Origin of the sequence: Streptomyces sp. PA03-1a (assembly GCF_033792805.1) — a bacterium.
Taxonomy (GTDB): domain Bacteria; phylum Actinomycetota; class Actinomycetes; order Streptomycetales; family Streptomycetaceae; genus Actinacidiphila.
Genome location: NZ_JARAVO010000067.1, coordinates 1 through 20776 on the forward strand (window position 1 = coordinate 1; position 20776 = coordinate 20776).

Annotated in this window: 23 protein-coding genes; 14 read left to right on the forward strand and 9 right to left on the reverse strand. The window is 71.5% G+C overall.

The features are described 5' to 3' along the window. The 3 genes from PV341_RS17185 to eccE all read right to left on the reverse strand — a co-directional run. Nucleotides 1-263, reverse strand: a 263-nt coding sequence (locus PV341_RS17185; RefSeq protein ID WP_500358277.1) for an SCO5717 family growth-regulating ATPase, incomplete at its 3' end; no start/stop codon positions are given. Nucleotides 264-581: 318 nt separating this feature from the next. After that, nucleotides 582-1424, reverse strand: coding sequence for a hypothetical protein (locus PV341_RS17190; RefSeq protein WP_500325800.1), 843 nt, complete (start codon nt 1422-1424; stop codon nt 582-584). Then, nucleotides 1424-2761: a type VII secretion protein EccE gene (gene eccE / locus PV341_RS17195; protein WP_500325802.1), complete on the reverse strand. Its 1338-nt coding sequence runs from the start codon at nt 2759-2761 to the stop codon at nt 1424-1426. The genes PV341_RS17190 and eccE overlap by 1 nt, the downstream gene beginning before the upstream one ends. A 278-nt stretch (nt 2762-3039) precedes the next feature. Between eccE and eccB the strand changes: the two genes are divergently transcribed. The 7 genes from eccB to PV341_RS17230 all read left to right on the forward strand — a co-directional run bounded on the left by eccB (nt 3040) and on the right by PV341_RS17230 (nt 10198). Beyond that, nucleotides 3040-4572, forward strand: a complete 1533-nt coding sequence (eccB, locus tag PV341_RS17200) for a type VII secretion protein EccB (protein ID WP_500325804.1) — start codon at nt 3040-3042, stop codon at nt 4570-4572. 229 nt (nt 4573-4801) lie between these two features. Next, nucleotides 4802-5128: a WXG100 family type VII secretion target gene (locus PV341_RS17205; protein ID WP_500325805.1), complete on the forward strand. Its 327-nt coding sequence runs from the start codon at nt 4802-4804 to the stop codon at nt 5126-5128. Nucleotides 5129-5202: 74 nt separating this feature from the next. Then, entirely contained in the window at nt 5203-5493 is a 291-nt protein-coding gene (locus tag PV341_RS17210) for a WXG100 family type VII secretion target (RefSeq protein ID WP_499514323.1), read from the forward strand. A 129-nt stretch (nt 5494-5622) separates the two neighbouring features. Further along, nucleotides 5623-6879, forward strand: coding sequence for a type VII secretion-associated serine protease mycosin (mycP, locus tag PV341_RS17215; RefSeq protein WP_500358279.1), 1257 nt, complete (start codon nt 5623-5625; stop codon nt 6877-6879). Nucleotides 6880-6901: 22 nt separating this feature from the next. Further along, entirely contained in the window at nt 6902-7225 is a 324-nt protein-coding gene (locus PV341_RS17220) for a hypothetical protein (protein WP_500325809.1), read from the forward strand. 58 nt (nt 7226-7283) lie between these two features. Further along, nucleotides 7284-8741, forward strand: a complete 1458-nt coding sequence (locus tag PV341_RS17225; protein ID WP_500358281.1) for a hypothetical protein — start codon at nt 7284-7286, stop codon at nt 8739-8741. Between the two features lie 134 nt (nt 8742-8875). Further along, nucleotides 8876-10198, forward strand: a complete 1323-nt coding sequence (locus PV341_RS17230) for a S8 family serine peptidase (protein WP_500358282.1) — start codon at nt 8876-8878, stop codon at nt 10196-10198. Between the two features lie 90 nt (nt 10199-10288). Here the strand turns inward: PV341_RS17230 and PV341_RS17235 are convergent, their stop codons facing one another. From PV341_RS17235 to PV341_RS17245, 3 genes are all read right to left on the reverse strand, one after another. Then, nucleotides 10289-11350, reverse strand: coding sequence for a hypothetical protein (locus tag PV341_RS17235; RefSeq protein ID WP_500358284.1), 1062 nt, complete (start codon nt 11348-11350; stop codon nt 10289-10291). Nucleotides 11351-11435: 85 nt separating this feature from the next. Further along, a complete protein-coding gene (locus PV341_RS17240; RefSeq protein ID WP_500358285.1) occupies nt 11436-13676 on the reverse strand; it encodes a WXG100 family type VII secretion target in 2241 nt (746 codons plus the stop codon). 95 nt (nt 13677-13771) lie between these two features. Continuing rightward, nucleotides 13772-14209, reverse strand: coding sequence for a hypothetical protein (locus PV341_RS17245; RefSeq protein ID WP_500325819.1), 438 nt, complete (start codon nt 14207-14209; stop codon nt 13772-13774). Nucleotides 14210-14533: 324 nt separating this feature from the next. Here PV341_RS17245 and PV341_RS17250 point away from each other — a divergent pair, with 324 nt between their 5' ends. Genes PV341_RS17250 through PV341_RS17270 form a run of 5 tightly spaced genes read left to right on the forward strand, consistent with a single transcriptional unit; the run spans nt 14534 to nt 18139 of the window. Continuing rightward, nucleotides 14534-14884 (forward strand): WXG100 family type VII secretion target, encoded by a 351-nt coding sequence (locus PV341_RS17250; RefSeq protein WP_500325820.1) that lies wholly within the window; start codon nt 14534-14536, stop codon nt 14882-14884. After that, on the forward strand, nt 14881-16314 hold the full coding sequence (locus PV341_RS17255; protein WP_500358286.1) for a putative T7SS-secreted protein: 1434 nt from the start codon (nt 14881-14883) through the stop codon (nt 16312-16314). Before PV341_RS17250 ends, PV341_RS17255 begins: the two co-directional genes overlap by 4 nt. Further along, nucleotides 16314-16994 carry a hypothetical protein gene (locus PV341_RS17260; RefSeq protein WP_500358288.1) on the forward strand — a complete coding sequence of 227 codons (681 nt, stop codon included), beginning with the start codon at nt 16314-16316 and terminating at the stop codon, nt 16992-16994. The genes PV341_RS17255 and PV341_RS17260 overlap by 1 nt, the downstream gene beginning before the upstream one ends. A 21-nt stretch (nt 16995-17015) precedes the next feature. Beyond that, nucleotides 17016-17642 carry a hypothetical protein gene (locus PV341_RS17265; protein ID WP_500325826.1) on the forward strand — a complete coding sequence of 209 codons (627 nt, stop codon included), beginning with the start codon at nt 17016-17018 and terminating at the stop codon, nt 17640-17642. Further along, a complete protein-coding gene (locus PV341_RS17270; RefSeq protein WP_500325827.1) occupies nt 17639-18139 on the forward strand; it encodes a hypothetical protein in 501 nt (166 codons plus the stop codon). Before PV341_RS17265 ends, PV341_RS17270 begins: the two co-directional genes overlap by 4 nt. On the opposite strand, the gene PV341_RS17275 is transcribed toward PV341_RS17270, so the two are convergent. Together PV341_RS17275 and PV341_RS17280 are read right to left on the reverse strand one after the other, a co-directional pair. Continuing rightward, nucleotides 18124-18819: an alpha/beta fold hydrolase gene (locus PV341_RS17275; protein ID WP_500325829.1), complete on the reverse strand. Its 696-nt coding sequence runs from the start codon at nt 18817-18819 to the stop codon at nt 18124-18126. The genes PV341_RS17270 and PV341_RS17275 overlap by 16 nt on opposite strands. Nucleotides 18820-18836: 17 nt before the next feature. Next, entirely contained in the window at nt 18837-19241 is a 405-nt protein-coding gene (locus PV341_RS17280; RefSeq protein WP_500325831.1) for an SRPBCC family protein, read from the reverse strand. Nucleotides 19242-19376: 135 nt separating this feature from the next. Here PV341_RS17280 and PV341_RS17285 point away from each other — a divergent pair, with 135 nt between their 5' ends. Beyond that, complete coding sequence (locus PV341_RS17285) at nt 19377-19886, forward strand: GNAT family N-acetyltransferase (RefSeq protein ID WP_500325833.1); 510 nt, start codon at nt 19377-19379, stop codon at nt 19884-19886. A gap of 134 nt (nt 19887-20020) precedes the next feature. Here PV341_RS17285 and PV341_RS17290 read toward each other — a convergent pair whose 3' ends face one another. Further along, nucleotides 20021-20338 (reverse strand): hypothetical protein, encoded by a 318-nt coding sequence (locus PV341_RS17290; RefSeq protein ID WP_500358289.1) that lies wholly within the window; start codon nt 20336-20338, stop codon nt 20021-20023. 46 nt (nt 20339-20384) lie between these two features. Here PV341_RS17290 and PV341_RS17295 point away from each other — a divergent pair, with 46 nt between their 5' ends. Then, nucleotides 20385-20765 (forward strand): VOC family protein, encoded by a 381-nt coding sequence (locus PV341_RS17295; RefSeq protein ID WP_500325836.1) that lies wholly within the window; start codon nt 20385-20387, stop codon nt 20763-20765. Nucleotides 20766-20776 lie beyond the last annotated feature (11 nt).

Consider the following 20776-nt stretch of genomic DNA (forward strand, 5'->3'; position numbering starts at 1 on the left):
GGACGGGGGTTCTGCGGCACCTGCGGCTCCTGCGGCGACGTCGCCTCGGGCGCGGCCGCCACCGGCGGGCTCACCGCGGGAGCCGGAGCCGGGGCCGGAGCCGGGGGAGCGGGTGAGGGCGTGGGCGCGCCTCCTCCCGCCTGCTGCGTGTACCAGGACGGCGGCGCGTAGTCGATCTGGAACTCGCCCGTGAGGTCCGCGTCGGACTGATCCCCGTCCGGGACGGCCCCGCCGGTGCGGATGTCGTCCTGATCGCTGCTCACTTGTGCCTCCTGGTCAACTCAAGTACGCGCCCGGTCCGTCGGAGCGGACGCGATTCCCCCGTCTCGGAGTTCCCGCGGCACAGCTGCCGCGGCTCACCGGAAGAGCCTAATCATCCGGCCCGTGGGTAGGGCAAGCGCCGTCGGCATCACGACCGGAACGCCGACGTGATGCACCGTTCGCCGCGCACGGAGCCGCGCCGTCCACGCGTGGACACGGCTGCTGCGGATACCGGGACCCCTGTGCCCATGCCCCGTGCCGCGGCCGGGTAACCGCCGCGGCACGAGAGCGTCCGGAACGCCCCGGCGGGTGGCCCCGGGTCAGTCCACCCGCCGGGCCGGTCCCAGAAGGCCGGACTCCGCGTCCGTGGGCTGCGTCATCACGAACTGCCGGCGCTTGCGCGTGCACCACATCGTCACGTTGTCGCCGAGCGTCGGCAGCGCGGCCACGTCGGCCTCCGACAGGCCCATCACCTGGCCGATGACCTCGGCCTCCTGGGGCGAGACCCGCTGCAGCCCCACCACGTCGGCGCCGGCCAGCAACCGCGGGGCCGTCGGCCCCAGGTACGGCAGCAGGGTCATGACCGACTGCCAGGACTGCGCCGCCACCCGGCTGCGCGGCGGACGGGCGCCGCAGTCACGGACGATGACGACGGGGCTGTGCACCGAAGGACCCTGCGGGGCGATCCGCCCGACCTCGTGCACCGTCACGCACTGCTGGCCGCCGCCCGCCGCCTGCGCCATCGGCGCCCACGACTGGGGTCGGGCGGTCTCCACCGCGACCCGGGCACCGGTCGCGGCGGCGCGCAGCGACAGCACCTGCGCCAGCCACATGCTGCCGACCAGCACGACGTCGAGCCGGGCCGGGCGGCTCAGCGCCAGCACGGCGGGCTGGTTGGCGGCGTCGATCCCGATGACGACACCGTCGTCACCGATCGGCAGGGACAGCCCGGACAACTGCCCGGGCGTCAGGGTGTGCCGGTCGCGGCGCGGTCCGAGCAGCCCGAACGCGGCACGCAGCGTGCGCCGTCCGGCGCCGGCGAAGGAGGAGCCGCGCGGGTCGGCGCCCTGCGGCAGGTGCGAGGGGCGGGGCCCGCCGCCGGGGAAACCGGAGCCCGCGCCGGGGCGCTGTCCGCCGAAGGCGGGAACGGTCGGAGCCGACATCAGCGGGTACCTCCCAAGGGCAGCGTGGCCAGGATGCCGGGCACCTGCTCGCGGTCCAGCCGCACCAGGCCCAGCCGGGACGCGGTCGCGCGGCGCTCCAACTGGTGCCGGGCCTCGACCAGTTCGTTCTCGCTGCGGCCGGTCAGCCGCACGTACCCGGACAGCAGCGCCGCCCGGCTGCCGCCCGGTGCGAGGACCAGCGAGAAGGTGCTGGCCAGCGCGGGCGAGGAGGTCAGCAGGCCGACCAGGTCGGGCAGCGCGGCGGCGCCGGTGCCCAGCTGCGGCCAGCGGCTGACCCAGTAGGTCGTGTGCCAGCGGTCGTCGCACCGCCACGCCCGCGCGCTCTCGGAGGTACGGCGTGCCTGGCGGCTGCCGTCGAGGGCGGCGCCGCCCGTCGTGGCGAGGGGGTTCACGCAACTCGACGTCGCCACGGCGGCGATGATCTCGGGCTCGGTCAGCACGCGGGCCTCGAGCCCGGTGCCCACCAGCCGGCTCACCAGGTGGTCGGCGGCCCGCAGCAGGGCGCGCCGCGCCCCGGCCATGCCGCCGCCGCGCGCCTGCACCGCCTCCGGGCACAGTTCGGGGTCGAGCTTGATCGCGATCCAGGTGAGCCGCAGCCCCGGCGTCCGGCTCTGCGCCTGCAGCGGTGCGTAGGAGCGCGCGGCCAGCGCCTGCGGGGGCAGGTGCGGGGCGGGGGCGGGCTGGGTGTGCTGGACGACCTGGACCGACGCGAGCCGGATGTCGTCCACCGTCAGCAGGCCGTTCAGCAGCTCCAGGGGGAGCGAGCGGACTCCGCGGGCCGGGCGCAGCGGTTCGTCGACCGCCTGCACCTGGACGACGGCCGTCAGGAAGGTGCCGTCGCCGATCATGCCGATCTCGCGCTGCTCGCGCTCGTCGGTGTACCCGTAGGTGCGCAGCGCCGGGTCGCACTCCACGGCCGGTACGAAACCGGGGTCGGTGCCCTGCGGGACGCCGGCGGCGTTGCGCCGCTGACGGGCCTTCAGGGCGCGGGCGCTGGCCATCCACTCCGGCATCGGGCGGCCGCGCCGCCGCAGCAGGCCGAAGAGCAGCAGCGGAACGGCGATGACCGCGGCCACGACGGGCCCGACCACCTCGTGGATCAGCCAGCCGCCCAGCAGCAGTGCGAGTGCCAGCTCGATCAGCACGAGTTGCTGCACCCGCACGGGGCCTATGCTCCCGGGCCTGCGGGTCATCACCGGGGCCGCCGCCCCGGCCCGCGCCGTGGGGGAGCCGCCGTGCCCGCTCCCGGGTGGTCCGGCGTACTGCTCCGGTGGCTCGTCGCCCGGACTGCGCCGGGACCTGGTCGCGGTGGTCATCCCCCGTACAACCCTTCTGCTTCTGCTGGTACCTGTGCCGCGTGGGCGGCGCCCGGCGCCGTCCAGCGCTCGCTCGCGTCCGTCGCCCTGCCGGCGTGGGACGCTCCGGGTGCCGCTGGCGGGCCGATCGCGCTACCCCGTACCGTACGGTGCGATCGTCACACGGCATAGTAGGGGTCCCCCTCATCACAGCCGTCACCACAGCCGCCACCGCGGCGGACAGACGGGACCGGGGAACGCCACAACAAAGCAGCGACATACGGGGAGTTGACGCAGGGATGGCGACACGTAGGGATGAGCTGAACGCCTACTCGTTCGCGCGCAGGCGCACGGTGGCCGCGTTTCTCCAGCCCTCCCCGCACGGTTCGGAGGAGGCCGCCCCGCGCCCGCTGAAGACCGTCGCCCCGAGCCTCGTCGTGGGTCTGCTGGTCGTCGTCGGCTTCGGATTCTGGGGCATATTGAAGCCCGCCGCGCCCAAGGGCTGGGACACCCCCGCCCAGAAGGTCATCGTCGGCGACGAGTCCACCACCCGTTACGTCGTGCTGAAGACCAACGGCGAGGCGCAGCTGCACCCCGTGCTCAACCTCGCCTCCGCCCGACTGCTGCTCGACCCCGAGAAGTTCGAGGTCATCAAGGTCAAGGAGTCGGTGCTCGACAACAGCGGCATGACGCTCGGCAGCACCATCGGCATCCCCTACGCCCCGGACCGGCTGCCCAGCCAGGACGACGCCGGCAAGCCCAAGACCTGGGCGCTGTGCGAGACCCCGGGCGGCGGCACGGACCGCTCGGCCCAGCGGGCGGTCCTCGTCATCAACCAGCAGAAGCCCAAGGAGGCGGCCCTGGTCGGGGGCGCGAACCAGCTCCGTGACGACGAGGCCATGTACATCGAGGTGCCCGGCGGCGACCAGTACCTGGTGACGGACCGGGGCTTCCCCTACCTGCTCGGCGGCCCCGCCGGGAAGCAGCAGCCCGAACTGGTCAACACCCTGCGCCAGGTCATCTTCGGCGCCTCCGCGCAGCCGCAGAAGGTCGACGCCGACTTCCTGTCGACCCTCAACAACGTGCCGGGCGCCGCCATCTCCTTCCCGCAGGTCGACGGCATGGGCGAGACGTCCACCGCGCCGGGCCTGAGCGCCGGGCACGCGAAGGTCGGCCTGGTGCTGAAGGCCAACGACGACCAGTACGTGGTGCAGCGGGACCGGGTCGTCCGCGTCACCGCCTTCATGGCGAAGCTGCTGCTGAACAGCCCCCAGGCGAGGTCGCTGTACGACGGATCGCCGGAGGCGGTCTCCGTCAACGTGGGCGAAGTCACCTCGGCCCAGGCGAGCGAGACCTTCATGGACGACCTCGGCTGGCCGGAGAAGGCGGTCACGCAGGCCAACACCCAGGACGAGAAGGACGGTCGCAGCGTCGCGTGCAGCGTGTACAGCGGTGTCGACGACAAGGTGACCAAGAAGCCGGCGATGACGATGTGGGCCGGGAAGAAGTTCCCCCGGGACGTGGCGCAGAGCGGTACGAACACCTACGTCTCGCCCGGTAGCGGCCTCTTCTACAAGGCGTACGACGGTACCGACAAGCGCATCGGGTCCATCTTCCTGGTCACCGACACCGGACTGCGTTACTCGGTGCCGACGACGGGCGACAGCGACAGCGGCGGCGCCGCCAAGCAGGACGACGCGGTCGGCGTCGTGCAGACCAAGCTCGGCTACGCGAAGAACTCCCCGGTGCCGGTGCCGCGGATCTGGTCGGACCTCCTCGCGAGCGGGCCGACGCTCGACGTGAACGCGGCGAAGCAGGCGCAGGGCTCCTGAACTGGTATTTCCGCGGACCTTCACGGGTATTGATTGAGCATTTGACAATCCATTGGCCAAGCCATCAACACCCGTGGCAACGTGAGGGTTTGGTGATGAAGGTCAGGATCCCGATACGGAACCGGGTACCTGTTCGCCTTGTCACTGCTATTGGCTAGAGTTGAAGACCGACCACATCTTCCGATGTGCGACGAATCCGATCTTCTACGTCTCATGGGGGACGCCAGACATGGCTGGACAGCAGTTCACCATGACCGAGGAGGAGATGGTTGCGTTCAGCAACCGCATCTCCACGGTCAACTCCTCGATCCAGGGCGAGATCCGCCGCCTCCAGACCGTGATCGACACGATCACCTCGGGGTGGAAGGGCTCCGCCGCCACGGCGTACAACAACCTGCAGTCGCAGGTGAACGAGGACGCCAACAAGATCAATCAGATCCTGGGCGACATCAAGGAAGCTGTGGACGCGAGCACCAAGAACTACTCCGCCTCCGAGGAGGAGCAGCGCGCGTCCATCCAGAGCATCTCGGCGCAGGGAAGCAACCCGTTCGGATGACCGTCCCCGCGCGGTGACCTGACGCCGCGCCGGCCGGACCAGCCATCCGAATCCAACATCTGAGGAGACATCACATGTCCGGGCAGATCCTGGTCAATTTCCAGACCATCTCCCAGGCCGCGACCGACGTGCGTACGACGGCCAACAACATCAAGCGCCAGCTGGACGACCTCGAGGCCGGCGTGAAGAAGATCGCGACCACGTGGGAGGGCTCCGCGCAGGAGGCCTACCGCACCAAGCAGACCGAGTGGGACCAGCGCGCCGCGTCCATGCACCAGACGCTGGAGGCCATCGCCCGTGCCCTCGACACGGCCGCGCAGAGCTACCAGGCCACCGAGAACAAGAACCGGCAGATCTGGGGCTGATTGCGCGCCTGGCCGCGTGACAGGTGATGAGGGCGGGCGTGTACGGCGACGTACGTGCTCGCCCTCGTCGGCGGTTTGACCACGAACCGCACATAACGGGAGGACGGAACACCAGTGGGATCGCACGCCGTGAGGCGCATCGCCGCCATCGCCGCAGCAGCGGCGCTCGCCGCCTTCGGCCTGCCGGCCGCCGGCGTCGCCTCGGCGTCGTCCGCCGGCGACGTACGCACGGTCCTCGCCGACGACGGCGACGACGGGCGCTTCCAGATCGACGACACCCAGTGCTCGTTCCCGTCCGACGTGATCAAGGGCACGCCCTGGTCGCTCCAGCGCATCGTCCTCGAGCAGCTGTGGAAGGACACCCAGGGCCTCGGGGTGGTCGTCGCCGTCATCGACACCGGCGTCGACAAGAACAACAGGCAGCTCGCCACCGCCGTCAAGTTCGGCGTGGGCAAGGACCTGATCGACCGGGACCGCAAGAACGACGGCACCAAGGACCCGGTCGGTCACGGCACCAAGGTCGCCGGCATCATCGCCGCCCGGCCCTCCAAGGACACCGGCTTCGTCGGCATCGCCCCGCGAGCGTCGATCCTCGCCATCCGCCAGAACGACAACCAGGGCGGCGGCACGGTGAGCACCATGGTCGAGGCGATCAAGTACGCCGCGAACGCCGGTGCCAAGGTCATCAACATCTCGCAGGACACCGCCACGGCGATGCCGCCCGACTCCGCACTGGAGCAGGCCGTCAGGTACGCCCAGGAACGCGACGCGCTGATCGTCGCCTCCGCCGGCAACGACGGCGCGGGGGGGCAGGAGAAGCTGACCTACCCCGCCTCCTACGACGGCGTCCTGGCGGTCGGCGCCTCCGACCGCGACAACGCCCGCGCCAACTTCTCGCAGCCCGGCTCCTTCGTGGGCATCGCCGCCCCCGGCGTCGACATGGTCTCCACCGTCCCCTTCGGCGGCCACTGCATCGACCAGGGCACCAGCTTCTCCGCGCCGTACGTCTCCGGCGTCGCGGCCCTCATCCGGGCCAAGCACCCCGACTGGACCTACCGCCAGGTCATCACCCAGATCGAGCAGACCGCGGACCGCGGCAAGCCGGGCCGCGACGACTTCGTCGGATGGGGCGTCATCGACCCCGTGGCCGCCGTCAACGACGACGCCACCACCCCGAAGGACGCCCCGACGCCGGACCCCGTCGTCAACGCCGGGGCCCACGAGAAGATCGAGGCGGCGACCGTCATCCTCGGCGAGAGCCCCCAGGAACGCACCGAGCGCTACGCCGTCTACACGGTCGGCGGCGCGATCGGCGGTGTCGCGCTGCTGGTGGGCGGTGGCGTGGTGCTGGGCGACTGGCGTCGCAAGCGAGGGATCAACACATGAGTAGGAACGGGGAAGCGACACGATGAGTGACCAGTACAAGGTCGATCTGAGTGAGCTTGAGGACACGATCACCAAGCTCAACGGCGTCATCAGCCAACTGGGCGTGGCCAACGTCTGTGCCAAGAACGACACTTACCTGCCGCCCGGCGCGCTCGGCGCCGGATTCGACGAAGCCGAGAAACTGGCGCGTGCGCACGAGGACATGAAGACGCACATCGAGTCGGTCGTCGCGTACATCCATCGTGTCATGAACGATTTCGGCAGCAAGACGAAGAAGGTGCACGGCCACTATTCGGACGCCGAATACGACGCGCAGAGCGGTATGTCCGGCTCTGGCAAGGGCTGAGGATGGGCGCAGTGAGGGCAGTGAGGAACGTCGTGCCGGTCGCCAAGGGGGTTAACCAATGACTGACACCGAAGGGGCGTACTACGAGTACAACGCCCCCACCCAGTGCTACGTCGGTGAGCACAGCACGGACTTCGCCGGCACCAAGAACATGGACCAGATGAAGGGCATGGTCGCCAACGCCGACCACGTCGAGGTCGAGTCCTGTGCCAAGGGCTGGATGCAGGTCCACGACCAGCTCGTGGTGGGGAGCGGCAGTGCCAAGTCCGTGTTCGACGCGGCCGTCGAGCACATCACCCAGCACTGGGAGGGCGCCGCGGCCGAGGGCTTCAAGGCCCAGGCGAAGGTCATCACCAAGATGATCAGCGACTGCTCGACGTACGCGCGGTACACGTCGCAGGCGATGACCAACGCGGCGTCGATCCTGAAGACGATCAAGCCGCAGGTCGACGCGATGGAGAAGCCGGGCACCCTGTCCAGCTTCGGCGACGCCCTCGGCGACGGGTTCGACCGCAGCGACGCGCAGCTTCACTCCGACCTCGGCAACGGGATGGGCACGCAGTCCGCGCTCGACAAGAACCGCGGCTCGCTGTCGGCGGGCAAGGAAGCACAGCTCGAGATGGCTGTGAAGATGGAGCAACTCGGCGCGGGTTACAACGCGCAGTCCAAGACGATGGGGACGTGGACGAGGAAGCCGCCGCCGGGCGGCGGCGTCGACGACCGCGACGACTACCCCGGAGACCCGGGCGGCGTCGCGCCCGTACCCATGCCGATCCCCTCCGAGGTCGGCAGCCCCCGTCCCAGCGACACCGGCCGCGGCAGGACGGGGGGCACCACCGGCACCCTCACGCCGTCGCGCGAGGTGAAGTCGCCCCGTGAATCGGGCATCACCGGTGGTGTGCAGAAGCCGGTGGCCAGCACCAAGCCGCAGGTGGGTACTGCGATCGACGGCATCGCCGGAGGCACCGCCGGGTCCGGCGGGTACGGCGGCGGGACCGCGGGTGTCGGCGGCGGAGTCGGCGGTGTCGGTGGCGTGGGCGCCGGTGGCTCGGCCGGTGCCGGAGCCGGTGCGGGAGTCCTGGGCGGCCTCGGTGGACGTGGCGGTACGGCGGGCGGCGCAGGTGCAGGTGGTGCCGGACGCGGTGGCGCTGCGGGCCGCGGCGGTATGCCCGGCGCCGGTGGTGCGGGCGCGGGTGCAGGCGGCAGAGGCGGCGCGTCCGCCGGGCGGGGCGGCAGCCTCGCCCGCCGTGGCGGCGGCGTCGTCGGTGCCGCCAAGGGCACCGGTTCGGGCACCCGCGGTACGCCGGGCGGCTCGGGCCTGCACAGGAGCCGCGGCGCGGCGGGTGCCGGCAGTGGCGGCAACGCCGGCAGGGGCGCGAACCGCATGATGGGCCGCGGCCAGACCGATCGGACGGAAGAGGAAGAGCGCCGCGAGGGCGAGCGTCCCGACTACCTGGTCGAGGACGAGGAGACCTGGACGCCCGAGCGCAACAACGCTCCCCGGGTCATCGAGTAGTCAGTCGGTGCCCGTCAGCATGTAGAAAGTGTGGGGGTGCGGCACGACGGAGTGTCGCGCTCCCACACTGCCCTGAGAGAGGACTGGAGATGCCCTTCGCACGGACGCTGCGCACAGCAGCCGGCGCAGCTCTCGTGAGTGCACTGATCTTCGCGTCTGCGTCGCCGGCCTCGGCGGACCAGACCAGGCAGGACCAGTGGCCGCTGGAGGCCTTCGACGCGCAGTCGATCTGGAAGGTCTCGCAAGGCAAGGGAGTCACCGTCGCGGTCATCGACGCCGGGGTGAACGCCGGCCACGTGGACCTCAAGGGCAACGTGATCAAGGGCAAGGACTTCGTGAACGGGGGGATGTCGGACCAGGACCCCGACGATGATCACGGAACCGGCATGGCCTCGATCATCGCTGCTCACGGCCACGGCGCCGGTGGGGCCGACGGCGTGATGGGACTCGCCCCGAAGGCCAAGATCCTGGACATCAGGGACGACGGCCGCCAAGGCGACGGCTTCGCCTCCTCGATCCGCTACGCCGTGGACCATGGCGCCTCCGTGATCAACATCTCGCAGGAATTCGCCGGTCCCATCGCCGAGGAGGCGGAGACCAAGGCGATCGCCTACGCACTGCAGAAGGACGTCCTCATTGTCGTCGGCGCCGGCAACGACGGCGGTCCGGCGGGCTACCCGGCCGGCTATCCAGGGGTCGTGGCCGTCGGCGGGGTCAAGAACAACGCCGAGATCTGGGAGAACTCGAACTACAGCGAGAAGATCCTCGTCTCTGCGCCTGCCACGTTCATCGTGTCGGCCGGTGGAAAGTCCGACACCACGTACCGATCGGGTACGGGCACGTCCGACTCGACGGCCTTCGTCTCCGCCGCGGCGGCGTTGCTCCGGGCGAAGTTCCCGGACCTGACCGCGGGGCAGATCGTCAACCGCCTGACCAAGACCGCCGGTCTCCCCCCGTCCGCAAAGGGCCTGTCCCTCCCGGACAAGCACTATGGCTACGGCTTCATCCAGCCTCTCGCAGCCCTGACCCAGGACATCCCCGCGGGGCCCGAGTTCGGCCCGCTCGAAGTGCCGGAGTCGCTGCAGGCCGGGCAGAGCGGTGACGGCCAGGGCACCACGGACAACCCGTCCGCCTCCGCCCCCAACGCCATCGGCGGCGGCATGAGCGACGACGAGCAGGCGGCCGCCGACCGCAAGCAGGTCATCGCGCTCAGCCTGATCGGCGTGGTGGGTCTGCTGGTGCTCGCGCTCGTCGTCTTCCTGATCGTGAAGCTGGCGCGCCGCAACAAGGGCAACAACGGTGGCGGCCCGGGCGGGCCAGGAACGCCCTCCGGCTGGGGCGGCAACGGCCAGCCGCAGTACGGGCAGCCGCCGCACCAGCAGCAGTATCCGGGCCAGGGCGGCAATCCGTACCAGCAGCAACCGCAGGGCCCGGGGCAGCAGTGGTCGAACCAGTAGCCGGGGCCTGAAAGCGACCTTTCCCGCAGCAAGCGCGGGGCTGCGCCGTGCCGTCCTTCTCGCTGTCCGCAGAGCGAGCAAGCGGGGCCGTCAGGAGAGCTTCGCGGGGCTGCCGCACCCGTGGCGCGCGGCCGACTGCTCGGCGAAGCGCTGCAGATCGGCCCGCTCGGAGGCGGTGAGCGGCTTCGAGGTGAAGCGCCGGTCGCTCCCGTCGACCGGCGACGCGTGGAAGTAGCCGATGCCCAGGGCCCCCGGGCAGGTGGCCGAGGTCCACACCGACGTGCCGTCGGCTCCCGAGGGCTTGTCGTGCCCCCCGTAGGCGCCGTTCATGACGGCTTGGGAGTTGTCGTTGAAGGGGCCGTACGCGGCGGCCAGCTGCAGGTGGCCCGAGAGCACGCACTCCTCCACCGGCGCTGCCTCCGCGGGTGTCTCGCGTACCTCGGTGGCGGAGGTCAGCCCCTTGCAGGTGCCCTCGGCCTCGGCGGCCGGCACGGTGGTGGCGGACGCCGCCGGGGCCGTCAGCTTGGCCGCGTCACCCGGCTCCGCCGCGCACCCGGTGCTGTCCGCCGCTCGCTGCGCAGTCCCGGTCACGGTGCGGGCCAGGGCGAGGCGCACGTCGTCGGTGACCTCGGTGCCGGACGGGGACGCGGCCGTCACGAGTATCCCGCCGCCTTCGTCGGGCGCCCAGTTCTTGCAGCCGAGCACCACGGACGCGGTCGCTCCGGCGTCCTTGGTGACCATGAAGCCCTGCCAGCCCGCGTCCAAGGGCACGGGGAGCGACTCCTGCTCGTCCTGGAACGTGTAGACGCCGAAGGCATTGAGGGCGCCCGCCGTGGTCTCGACGGATATCTCGACGCCACCGACGTCGCACCGCACGGCGAGGCCCGCGGGCTCCTTCACGTCGTCGGACACGTCGAACTGCCGGCTGCCGACGTCGAAGCCCCCGCCGAACAGGCTCATCCGGGACTTCCCGGCGAGATCCAGCACCGGGTCGACCGGCAGCATCCCGCCGCAGGCCCGGCCTGCCTTCGCGGCCGGGTACTGCAGCTGGAATCCGTAGCATCCCGCGCCCAGGGCGACGAGCGTCACCGCTGAGACGAGCAGCCTGCGCCTGCCGTTCTTCCGGAGCGAAATCCGGTCGTTCCACTTCATGTGCCGTAATCCCTGTCCGCGATGCCTGGGCCGACCGTGTCGGCGGTGTCCGTCGTGGTGGCCGGGCCCCTCCGGGGCCCGGTGGTCAGCCCTGCCCGGTTCCCCTCTTGTCCTGCCCGTAGCCGTCCAGGTTGCTGTCGGCGGAGTGGAAGCCCACCTCGACCTCGTTGGCCAGGATGTTCTGGTAGTCGGCGACGTGGCCCTGTCCCTGGGCCTGCGCGGAGTTCCGGTAGGCGTCCTGGAGGACCGCGGTGGTGGAGTACTTCGCGTCCTCCCAGTCGGTGCCGCTGGAATACACCGCGTTGCCCATGGTGTCCCGTTCGGAACCGCTGACGATCTGGTTGATCAGGTCCCCGGTGACGGTGGTCGCCACGCCGCCGACGCCCGCGCCGACGGCAGGTGTGGCGATGAAGGACGTGCCGACACCGATGCCGGTGCCCACGATCCCGGACGCGTAGCTGCCGGCTCTCCCCATGGCGTCGTTGTAGGCCTTGTCGGCCTCCACGGCGTCGCCGATGTCCGACTCGCGCCGGCCGATCGCGATGCTCCCCTGGACCTCGCCGGAGGACCTGGCGATCTCCCGCAGCGCGGTGTCCGTGGACCCGTCGAACGCTTCGGGGTGCTGCAGGTGGTAGTCGATGAGGTTGGAGGTGTACGCGCTCTCGGCGAGGTTGACCGCCGCGTAGCCGTCCGGGTCCTTTCCGACGGTCATGAGGAAGCGGGAGGTGTCCTGCTCGTTCAGGTGCGCCGCGGTGCCCTCGATCGGGTAGAACTGGTCCCGGTTCCCCGAGCGGTCGTTCGTCAGGGACTGGTGGATGTCCGGCATGTACTCGCCCGCCATCCGGCCGAGGCTGTCCTGCATCCCGTCGTGGGCGAGCTCGGAGTCCTGGGAGACGGAGTGGACGACCTCCTCCATCAGGCGGGCCTGGGCCGCGTTGTGCGCCGGGGTGTCCGCCGAGGGGCTGGCGTCGTACGGGTGCCCCGTGGTCGCGGACTCCAGGGCGTGCCCCAGGTTGTCGTAGCCGCTGGGGTTCTTCGAGTCGCCGGTGAAGCCCGCGCCTTCCGGCCAGTGGCGGTCCTTCATCAGGTAGTCGAGGTGGTCGACCTTTTCGCCGTTGACCTCCGACTCGGAGGAGAGGAACGCGGTGGAGGCCGCCGGGTTGTGGCCCAGGGCGTCCATGAAGCCCGTCATGGGGTCGAGCGCGCCGATGTTCGCCGGTCCCAGGGAACGGGTCATGTTGCCGGTCCAGTAGGCGTCCGGGTTCTGGCCGCCGTTGGTGCCGTTCGTCTCGGCGGTGAGGAGGTCGTTTCCGTAGGCCTGGAGGAAGTCCTTGTCCCACTTCCCGTGGCTCATCAGGCTGCTGGTCAGCTGGTAGCCGCTGAGGCCGTAGGGGGTCTCGGTGGGGTTGGCGTTGAAATCGCGGCGGCCGGCCTCGAGCAGGTCGTCCTGGAACTTGGTGATGGCCGGGTCTGGGTGGCCGGCGCGGTCGTCGGAGGTGGTGGCCGTCCCGATGGTGGTGCCCAGGTTCTTCTGGATGTCCTTGAGCCGGGCGAGCTCGCTCTTGGACAGGTGCGTCCCCGCGGGCGGGGTGACGATCTCGTTGTACTTGGCGAGCATGTTCTCGCCGCCGGTCTTCACCGCGAACTCCCGGGAGAACTCGGGGTCGTTCTTGTTCGCCGAGAGCAGCAGGTCGAGCTTGGTGAGCTCGGCGTCGGACAGCCGCCCCTTCTTCGTCATCAGCGCGGCCGCCTGGTCGGCCTCGACGGCGTCGAGGCTGGTGTAGACGCTGGTGTTGAACGACCGGCTGTCGCCGTTGGCGTCGCGCTCCAGGGCGGCGCTCGCGGCCTCGTCGGCGGCGGTCGCCAGTTCGAGCACGCGCGTCAGGCGTGAGGAGAGCGAGTCCAGCTTGTCCTTGCGCTCGGCGGCGAAGCCCGGGGAGGCGGAGGCGGTCGGGCTGTCCCAGCGGGAGTCGACGTCCTTGATCGCCCCGTCCTCGGAGACGTGGAAGCTGTCGGCCCGGGCTTCGTCGAGGAGGGTGTGGAGCTGCTTCTGGTACGCGGCGAACTCGGTGTGGGCGTCCTTGAGCAGCTTGGCGACGCGGCCGGCCTCGGTGGCGGCGTTCTCGTACTCCGTGCGGGCCTTGCCCATGGTGGCGAAGGCCGCGGTCGCGGCGTCGCCCTCCCAGTGGCCTTTGAGGTGGTTGATCACGCGCTGCTCGAACTCGCGCTGGAGGGCCTCGTACTTGGCGGGCAGCGCGCCCCACGAGGCGGCGGCGTCGGACAGCGGCCCGAGGTCGGCCTTGTCGAGGTAGGGGATGGACACCATGTGTGCGTCAGCTCCTGTCCGTCCCTGCGGACGGGTATGGGTGTGCGTTGCGGCCGTGCCACGTGGCCCGGGCGTCCCGGGCCGGAGGGCGGGCCCTAACCGAAGGGGGTGTGGAGCGAGGCCTGGCGGGCCTGCTCCTCCTGCTCGGTGCGGGTGTAGTGGCCGGTGCTGGTGTGGAGCTTGTCGCTGATGTCCTGCAGCATGCTCTTGAGGTTGAGGACCTGGTCGCCCCAGCGGACGTCCATGCTCATGAGGGAGCCCGCGGTGGCCCAGGAGCCCCCGTCGGGCGGACCCGGAGCGGTGTGCTTGTTGAGGCCCGTGACGGCCCCGAGGGTGTCCTCGTCGGCCTGGTTGTCGACGTTCTCGGTGTCACCGCGCAGTTCGACCAGCGCGTTGGCGGCCTCGTCCAGGCGCTGGGTGTCGACCTTCGTCGTCCCGGCGGACGTACCGCCGCCTCCCGGATCCGCGGGAACGGAGTTCAGCCGCATCCGCGTGGCTCCGCCGCCCTGTGAACCGTCGAAGGGAGTGCTCATCCCTTTGTCCCATCCCCGTTGACTGCGATCCCGGCACGTCCGCCGTGCGTGCGGTCCCCTGACTCCGGAACCGCGCCATCGCCTAAGCGAGGACATGCCAATTGCACCCGAACATACCGGATCACGTCCGGGGCGCACCGGGCGCCCTGCATCCCGTGAGGAACCCGCGCACACCGTGCCCGCGTCGGGGCACGTAGAGATCCTGCGGGGAGCACCCGGGAGGGGGTGAAGCGGCACGTGGGGGAGCGGTAGCCTCGGTGGGTCGGCTGAAACCACCGCCCCTGGTGCTGAAGCACGGCGGGCGGTCCACGCGGGGGACACACATTGGGTGACCACTTCAAGGTCGAGGTCCAGGACCTCGACCGGCTGCTGAAGCAGTTGCACGACAGTCAGGACGACATGCGCAAGGCGCTCAACGCGCTGAAGGACGTGGGTCCGAAGAGCACCGGCAGCGAGGCGCTGGACAACGCCTGCGACGAGTTCCACGACAGCTGGGACAACGCCATCGGGAAGATCGCGGACGGCACGCAGCAGATCGAGGAGAAGCTCAAGGCCACCAAGGACAACTACGAGGCCACGGAGCAGGCGATCCGCGACGCCATGACGCAGGGCGCGGCGCCGAAGCCCACGCCCTCCCCGTCCCCCGAGGCGCGGCCCACGGCAGGTGCGCGATGACGGCGGTGGAATACCCCTCCATAGGCTTCGACCCGGCACCGGGGAAGCTGGAGAGCGTCGAGGACCTCACCTCCAAGCTCTCGCGGGCCGCGACGGGCCTGGACAACGCCTACACGACGCTCACCGGGATCACCAAGGGCGGCAAGACCTGGGAGGGCGAGGCCGCGAGCGCCTTCGCCGAGAAGGTCGGCGACCTGCCGCGCTACGTGGGCGACAGCCGGGACGCACTGCGCGAGGCCTCGCTCCAGCTGTCGTCGTGGCGCTCGAAGCTGGCGGAGTACCAGCACAAGGCCCGGGAGTACGAGGCGCAGGCCAAGGCCGCCAAGGAGCGGGAGAAGACCGGGCAGGGCACCTACGACCGCGCGACGGCCGCCTACAACCAGGCGGCCGCGGACCCGGCGCTGCGCCTGGCGGGCCAGTACTACGCGACGCAGAGCGAACTCGCCGACGCCCAGGCGAAGATCGACGCGGCGTCGAACCGGCTGAACCAGGCGGGCAAGGACCTCGACTCCGCGGGGAAGCAGCTGGAGAAGGCGCAGCAGGAGCTCGAGGACATCATCAAGCGGGCCGAGGAGCTGCTGGAGCACCACCAGTCCGACGCCCGGGGCATCGCGGACCGGCTGCGCAAGGCCAACGACAAGGCGCCCGACACGGGGTTCTTCGAAGGACTGGCGGACGCGTTCACCAAGCTGGGGCACAGCATCCAGAACTGGTGCGTCGAGCACGCCGACCTGCTCAAGCAGATCGGTGACTGGCTCAGCATCGCCTCGACGGTGATGGGCGTCCTCTCCCTGCTCACCCTCTGGTGCCCGCCGCTCTCCGGTGCCTTCGCGCTCGCGGGCGGCGCGCTGTCGCTGGGTGCCCTGGCCACGCACGGGGCGGCGAAACTGGGCGGCGCGGACGTCAGCGCGATGGACCTGATCGGTGACGGTCTGGGCGTCATCCCCATCGGCAAGCTGGGGAAGGTCGCGATGAAGGGCGTCAAGATCCCGATGAAGCTCTACAAGGTGAACGGCAGGACCATCGCCTCCATCGAGCACGTGACCAAGATCCGGGCGCTGAAGAACGCCGGCTACACGGTCGAGAAGCTGGAGGGCAAGGTCGGCCTGCTGCGACGGGAGGCACTGCCGGGCAGCAAGATGGTCAGCGCCGAGGGCTTCGGCAACCGCATGAAGATGGCCTGGGACAACCACGTCCTGGACACCGTCGGATCCTCCGCCAAGGAGAAGGCGCTGAGCTGGGCGGTGGAGAAGTTCGCCCCGCAGAGCGTCAAGAACTCCCTCGGCGCGGCCATCCGGGCCGACGGCACGCTCGACCCCATGTCGTGGTGGGCCAAGGGACCGCAGGTCGCGCAGCAGGCTCCCGGTATCGTGACCGGCGTCTACAACATGTTCAACAATTCGGACACGCCTGCGGCCGGGAGGCTTTGATGAGCACGTCGCTCCACGAGGCGCCGGGCGTGCTCGTCGAGTTCGAGTCCCCGGACGTCTTCCACGAGATCCCGCTGCACCTGCCGCCCGACGCCCTGGACGCGCAGGTGGCCGAACTGGCCGCGCGCATCTGGCCGGGCGGCACCGACTTCCAGCGGGAGGCCACCGCCGCGGTGTACCGCGAGGTCGCCGGGTCGCTGGACGCCGACGGGGTCCTGCACGCGGCCCTCGGCCTGTTCGCCACCGAGGACGACCGGATCAGCACGGCCAACCTGCTCGTGCGCATCGAGGAGGTCGAGCCGGGCGACCCGGGGATCGCGGCGGCGGCGCTGCACGAGATGCTCTCGCTGGAGCCGCACCGGGACGTCCACCAGGTGGACCTGGAGTGCGGTCCCGCCGTGGTGTCGTTCCACGCGACGGAGGTCGACGGCGAACAGATCGCGGCCCCCTTCGCGTTCCTGCACATCGAGCTCTACGTGCCGTCGCCGTTCGGCGGCTACCTCGTCGTCTTCTCGCTCAGCACCCCGAGCCTGGCGGACCTGCCCGTGTACGTCTCGCTGATGTCCGAGATCGGGGGGAGCGTGCACTTCGCACGCGACCGCGGCACTTCCGGCGGCGCCCCCGCAGGCCCACCGGAGCAGCCCGGCGCGGGTGGCGACGTCCGCTCCGTCTTCGGGTGACACAGGACAGGACATGATCCGATGAGTGTCGTTTCGTTCCAGGTACGGCCGCCCTCCGAACAGGAGCGCCGGCAGGCCGGCTTCAAGCTGCAGAAGGTCATCCGTCCCCGGCGGGGCGGCGAGACCGTGTACGTCGGGCACGGTGCTCCCGCCGGCGGCTCCGGGGCCGACGCGAAGCCGCGGTTCGCGATGTACCGGGACCTGGCCGGACGGGAGACGCTCGGCTACGTCGTCCGGCCGGTGGGCGGGCAGTCGTCCGGCGGGCGGCTGTCGGTGCTCGGGCCGGGCGGCGAGGAACTGGGCGAGCTGGGGACCCCGGCGAAGCGGGCGCGGTGGCGGCCGCGCTGGGAGATCAGGCTGCCGGGCGGCCGGGTGCTCGCCGGGCACGGCGGGACGACGACCTCGTGGGTGGTGTTCGTGCTGCTGTCGCCGCTGTGGCTCGTCCTCAACCTGTTCTGGGCGGTCGGCGGCACCGGTGACTCCGCCTGGTCGCTGCCCGTCCGGACGGCCTGGCGGCAGGGGGCCGGTTCGCCGGCGTCGCTGAAGTACTACGGGATGTCCGAGCGGTACAAGGTGCGGACGGACCGGCTGGACGTACGGGTGGCGTACGCGCAGGCCGTGGTCCACCGCTCGCACGGCACCGCGTGACCGCCCCGCCCCTCCTCGCCGCCCCGCGCAGGAACAGGCCCGGGCTGCTCGCGCAGTTCGTCCTGCAGTGGCTCTGGCTGCCGCTGTGGGCCGTCGGCGCGCTCGCCCTGGGCCTGTTCGTCGCGATCGCGTCCGCGGGGGCCAACCCGCCGCTCGCGTGGCTCAACCCGTGGCGCGGCGCCCTCACCTGGCCCCGGTTCCGGCTCGAGTGGGCCGCCGACCCCGCCCGGTGGGACGCGTACGCGACCGAGCGGATCCGCGCCCGGATCGCCGCCGCCGAGAGCCGGCCGGCGGCCCACCGGGCGCGGGACGCCGACGGCGGGGCCGTGCTCGCCGTCACCGTCCCCGCCCGGCTCTTCCGTGGTGCGGGCCCGGACCGCGCCTCCGCCGTCGCCGCCGCGCAGGGCTGGACGGCGGAGGTACGCGGCACGGGGCGGGACCAGTGGAGCCCCGGCGCCCTGCACCTTCGCCGGTCGCTGCCTCAGCCGGGCAGATAGCCCACCAGAAGGTCAGCCAGTCCGCCCGGGTCGGCGAGCGCCACCAGGTGCCCACCCGGCAGGACGTCCGGTTCGACGCCGAGCCGTTCCCGGGCCACCCGCTGCTGGAAGGCGGCGGGGAACAGCCGGTCGTCGCGGCCCACGACGACGCGGGTGGGCACCTGCGGCCAGGCGGGCAGCGGGAAGGGCACGCCGAACGGGGTGTCCGACTGCCGGTTCCCCTGGGCGAGGGCCTCGTCCGCCACGGGCCGCGGAAGGTCGTGGAAGAAGGTGACCAGGGGGTCGAACTCCCCGTCCACCGGACGTCCCTCGGCGAGGTCGAGGACGCGCCGGGCCTCCGGCTGGCCGGTGGCGGCCCACCAGTCCCCGGCGGTCTCGCCGGGGACCGGGACCATCGCGTTGACCAGGACGAGCAGGACGAGCCGGTCCCCCAGTCGTTCGCAGGCCAGGGGCGCGCTGAAGCCGGCCATCGACTGGGCGACCAGCACCAGCGGCGCACGGTCGCCCGCGGCGGCGACGGCCGCGTCGGCGTACTCCTGCAGGCCCGCGGAGTCGTCCGCGGTGGGCAGGTCCACCGCGACCGCGGCGTGGCCGCGGCGGCGCAGCTCCGGCACGAGCAGGTGCCAGTACCAGGTGCCGCCGCCCGCCCCGGGGACCAGGACGAAGGTCGTCTCCGTCACGTCCGTCCGCCCTCCCTTCAGGACTTCGTCAGGACGGAGGTGAAGCTGTCCAGGATGTGGTTGGCCCCGGCCTCGGCCGTGGCGCAGTGCTCCTCGGGGACCCCGGGCTGGTGGTAGACGACCTCGGTCCTGTCCCCGCGGTCGGTGAAGGTGGCGTCCATGACGACCTCGGGTGCGCCGGGGACGTCCATCGTCCACACCAGGCGCTTGTGCACCTCCACCTCGCGGTACACCCCGCTCAGCGGCATCTCGCCCTGCGGCGTGGTGATGGTGGCGCGCCAGGCGCCGCCCGGGCGGACGTCGCTGGCGACGGTGGGCAGCGGGGCGCCGAACCACTGGGCGAAGTACTCCGGCTCGGTCCACACCTTCCACACCTTGGCGAGCGGGGCGTCGAAGACCCGGGTAATGGTGATGTCGTTCATGATGCTGCCTTCCTGGTCGGGCCGGGCCACTGCGGAACGGCTCCGGGAGGTAGGACCGGCCGGGCCGGCGGAACTCATCGGTGGCGGTGTCCGACCCGTGTGGTGTGATCGGCAGGAGCGACGAGGGAGCGGAACATGGCAGCGCAGGTACGGATCGAGCCGTGGGCGGAGGGTGACCTCGACCTGCTGCGCCGGGCGAACGCGCCGGGGATGATGCGCCACCTCGGCGGCCCCGAGACCGAGGAGCAACTGCTCGTCCGGCACGAGCGGTACCTGGCGAGCGGCGGCGAGGGCGGTGGCGGGATGTTCAGCATCGTGCTGCTGCCCGAGAGGGTCCCGGCCGGGAGCATCGGCTACTGGGAGAAGTCCTGGCGCGGCGGGACGGTGTACGAGACCGGCTGGGGCGTCCTGCCCGAGTTCCAGGGGCGCGGGGTCGCCGCGGCCGCCGGGGCGGCCGTCATCGCCCGGGCGGCGGCCGAGAAGGGCCCGCGCTTCCTGCACGCCTTCCCCAAGGTCGACAACCACCCCTCGAACGCGATCTGCCGCAAGCTCGGCTTCACGCTGGTGGAGGAGTGCGACTTCGAGTACCCGCCGGGGCACCCCATCCGCTGCAACGACTGGCGCCTGGAGCTGTACGTCCCGTGACGCCGGCCGCGGTCACCACAGGTCGCCGTCGCGCCCGTCGCAGATGAGCGGGCAGGACAGGTCGAGCGGGGCGGGCCCGGGCAGCACGAGCACGCAACCGTCGTCCCCGGGGGTGCGGACGACACCGTCCGGCGTCAGTGCCGCGGTGGGGCCGCGCCAGGGCCGCCAGCCGCGCGCGGCGCAGAAGGCGCCGGCTCCGTCGGCGGCGGCCGGCGCCCCAGGCCGTGGGCGCCGCGCACCAGCCGTTCCAGGGCGTCCAGCAGCGCGGCGGCGTGCCCGGCGAGGCCGCTGTCCTCCCACACCACCGCGTGCATGCCGCCGAGGGCGTGCTCCCCGTCGGAGCCGGACAGGTCGCCCTCGAAGGCGGTGTCCGGCAGCGAGCGCGCCGCGCCGAGCACGGCGGCGTCCAGGTCGGCGGTGCGGGCGACGGGTGACGCGGGCCATGTCCCCATCCGGGCAGGCCCGTCCGGGTCCGGCGCCGGCTGCCACAATCGACGCATGCTGACCCTCGGGACGATCGTGCTCGGAGTGACGGACGTGCGGCGCGCCGCGGCCTTCTGGGGCGCCGCCCTCGGCTACGTGCCCCGCGACGGCGAGGTGCGGGCGGAGGACGACTGGGCGGTGCTGGTGCCCGCCGCGGGAGCGGCGGGACCCGGGATCGCGCTCGGCACCAGCGACACCCCGGTCCAGGAGCACCCCCGGGTCCACCTGGACCTGTACGCGGACGACGCCGCCGGACAGGCTGCGGAGGTGGAGCGACTGGTCGCCCTGGGCGCCGGGCGGGTCGACTGGGACCTCTACCCCCCGGACCCGGACTTCGTCGTGCTGGCCGACCCCGAGGGCAACCGGTTCTGCGTCATCGACAAGAGCGTCGGCTGACCGCCGCCCCC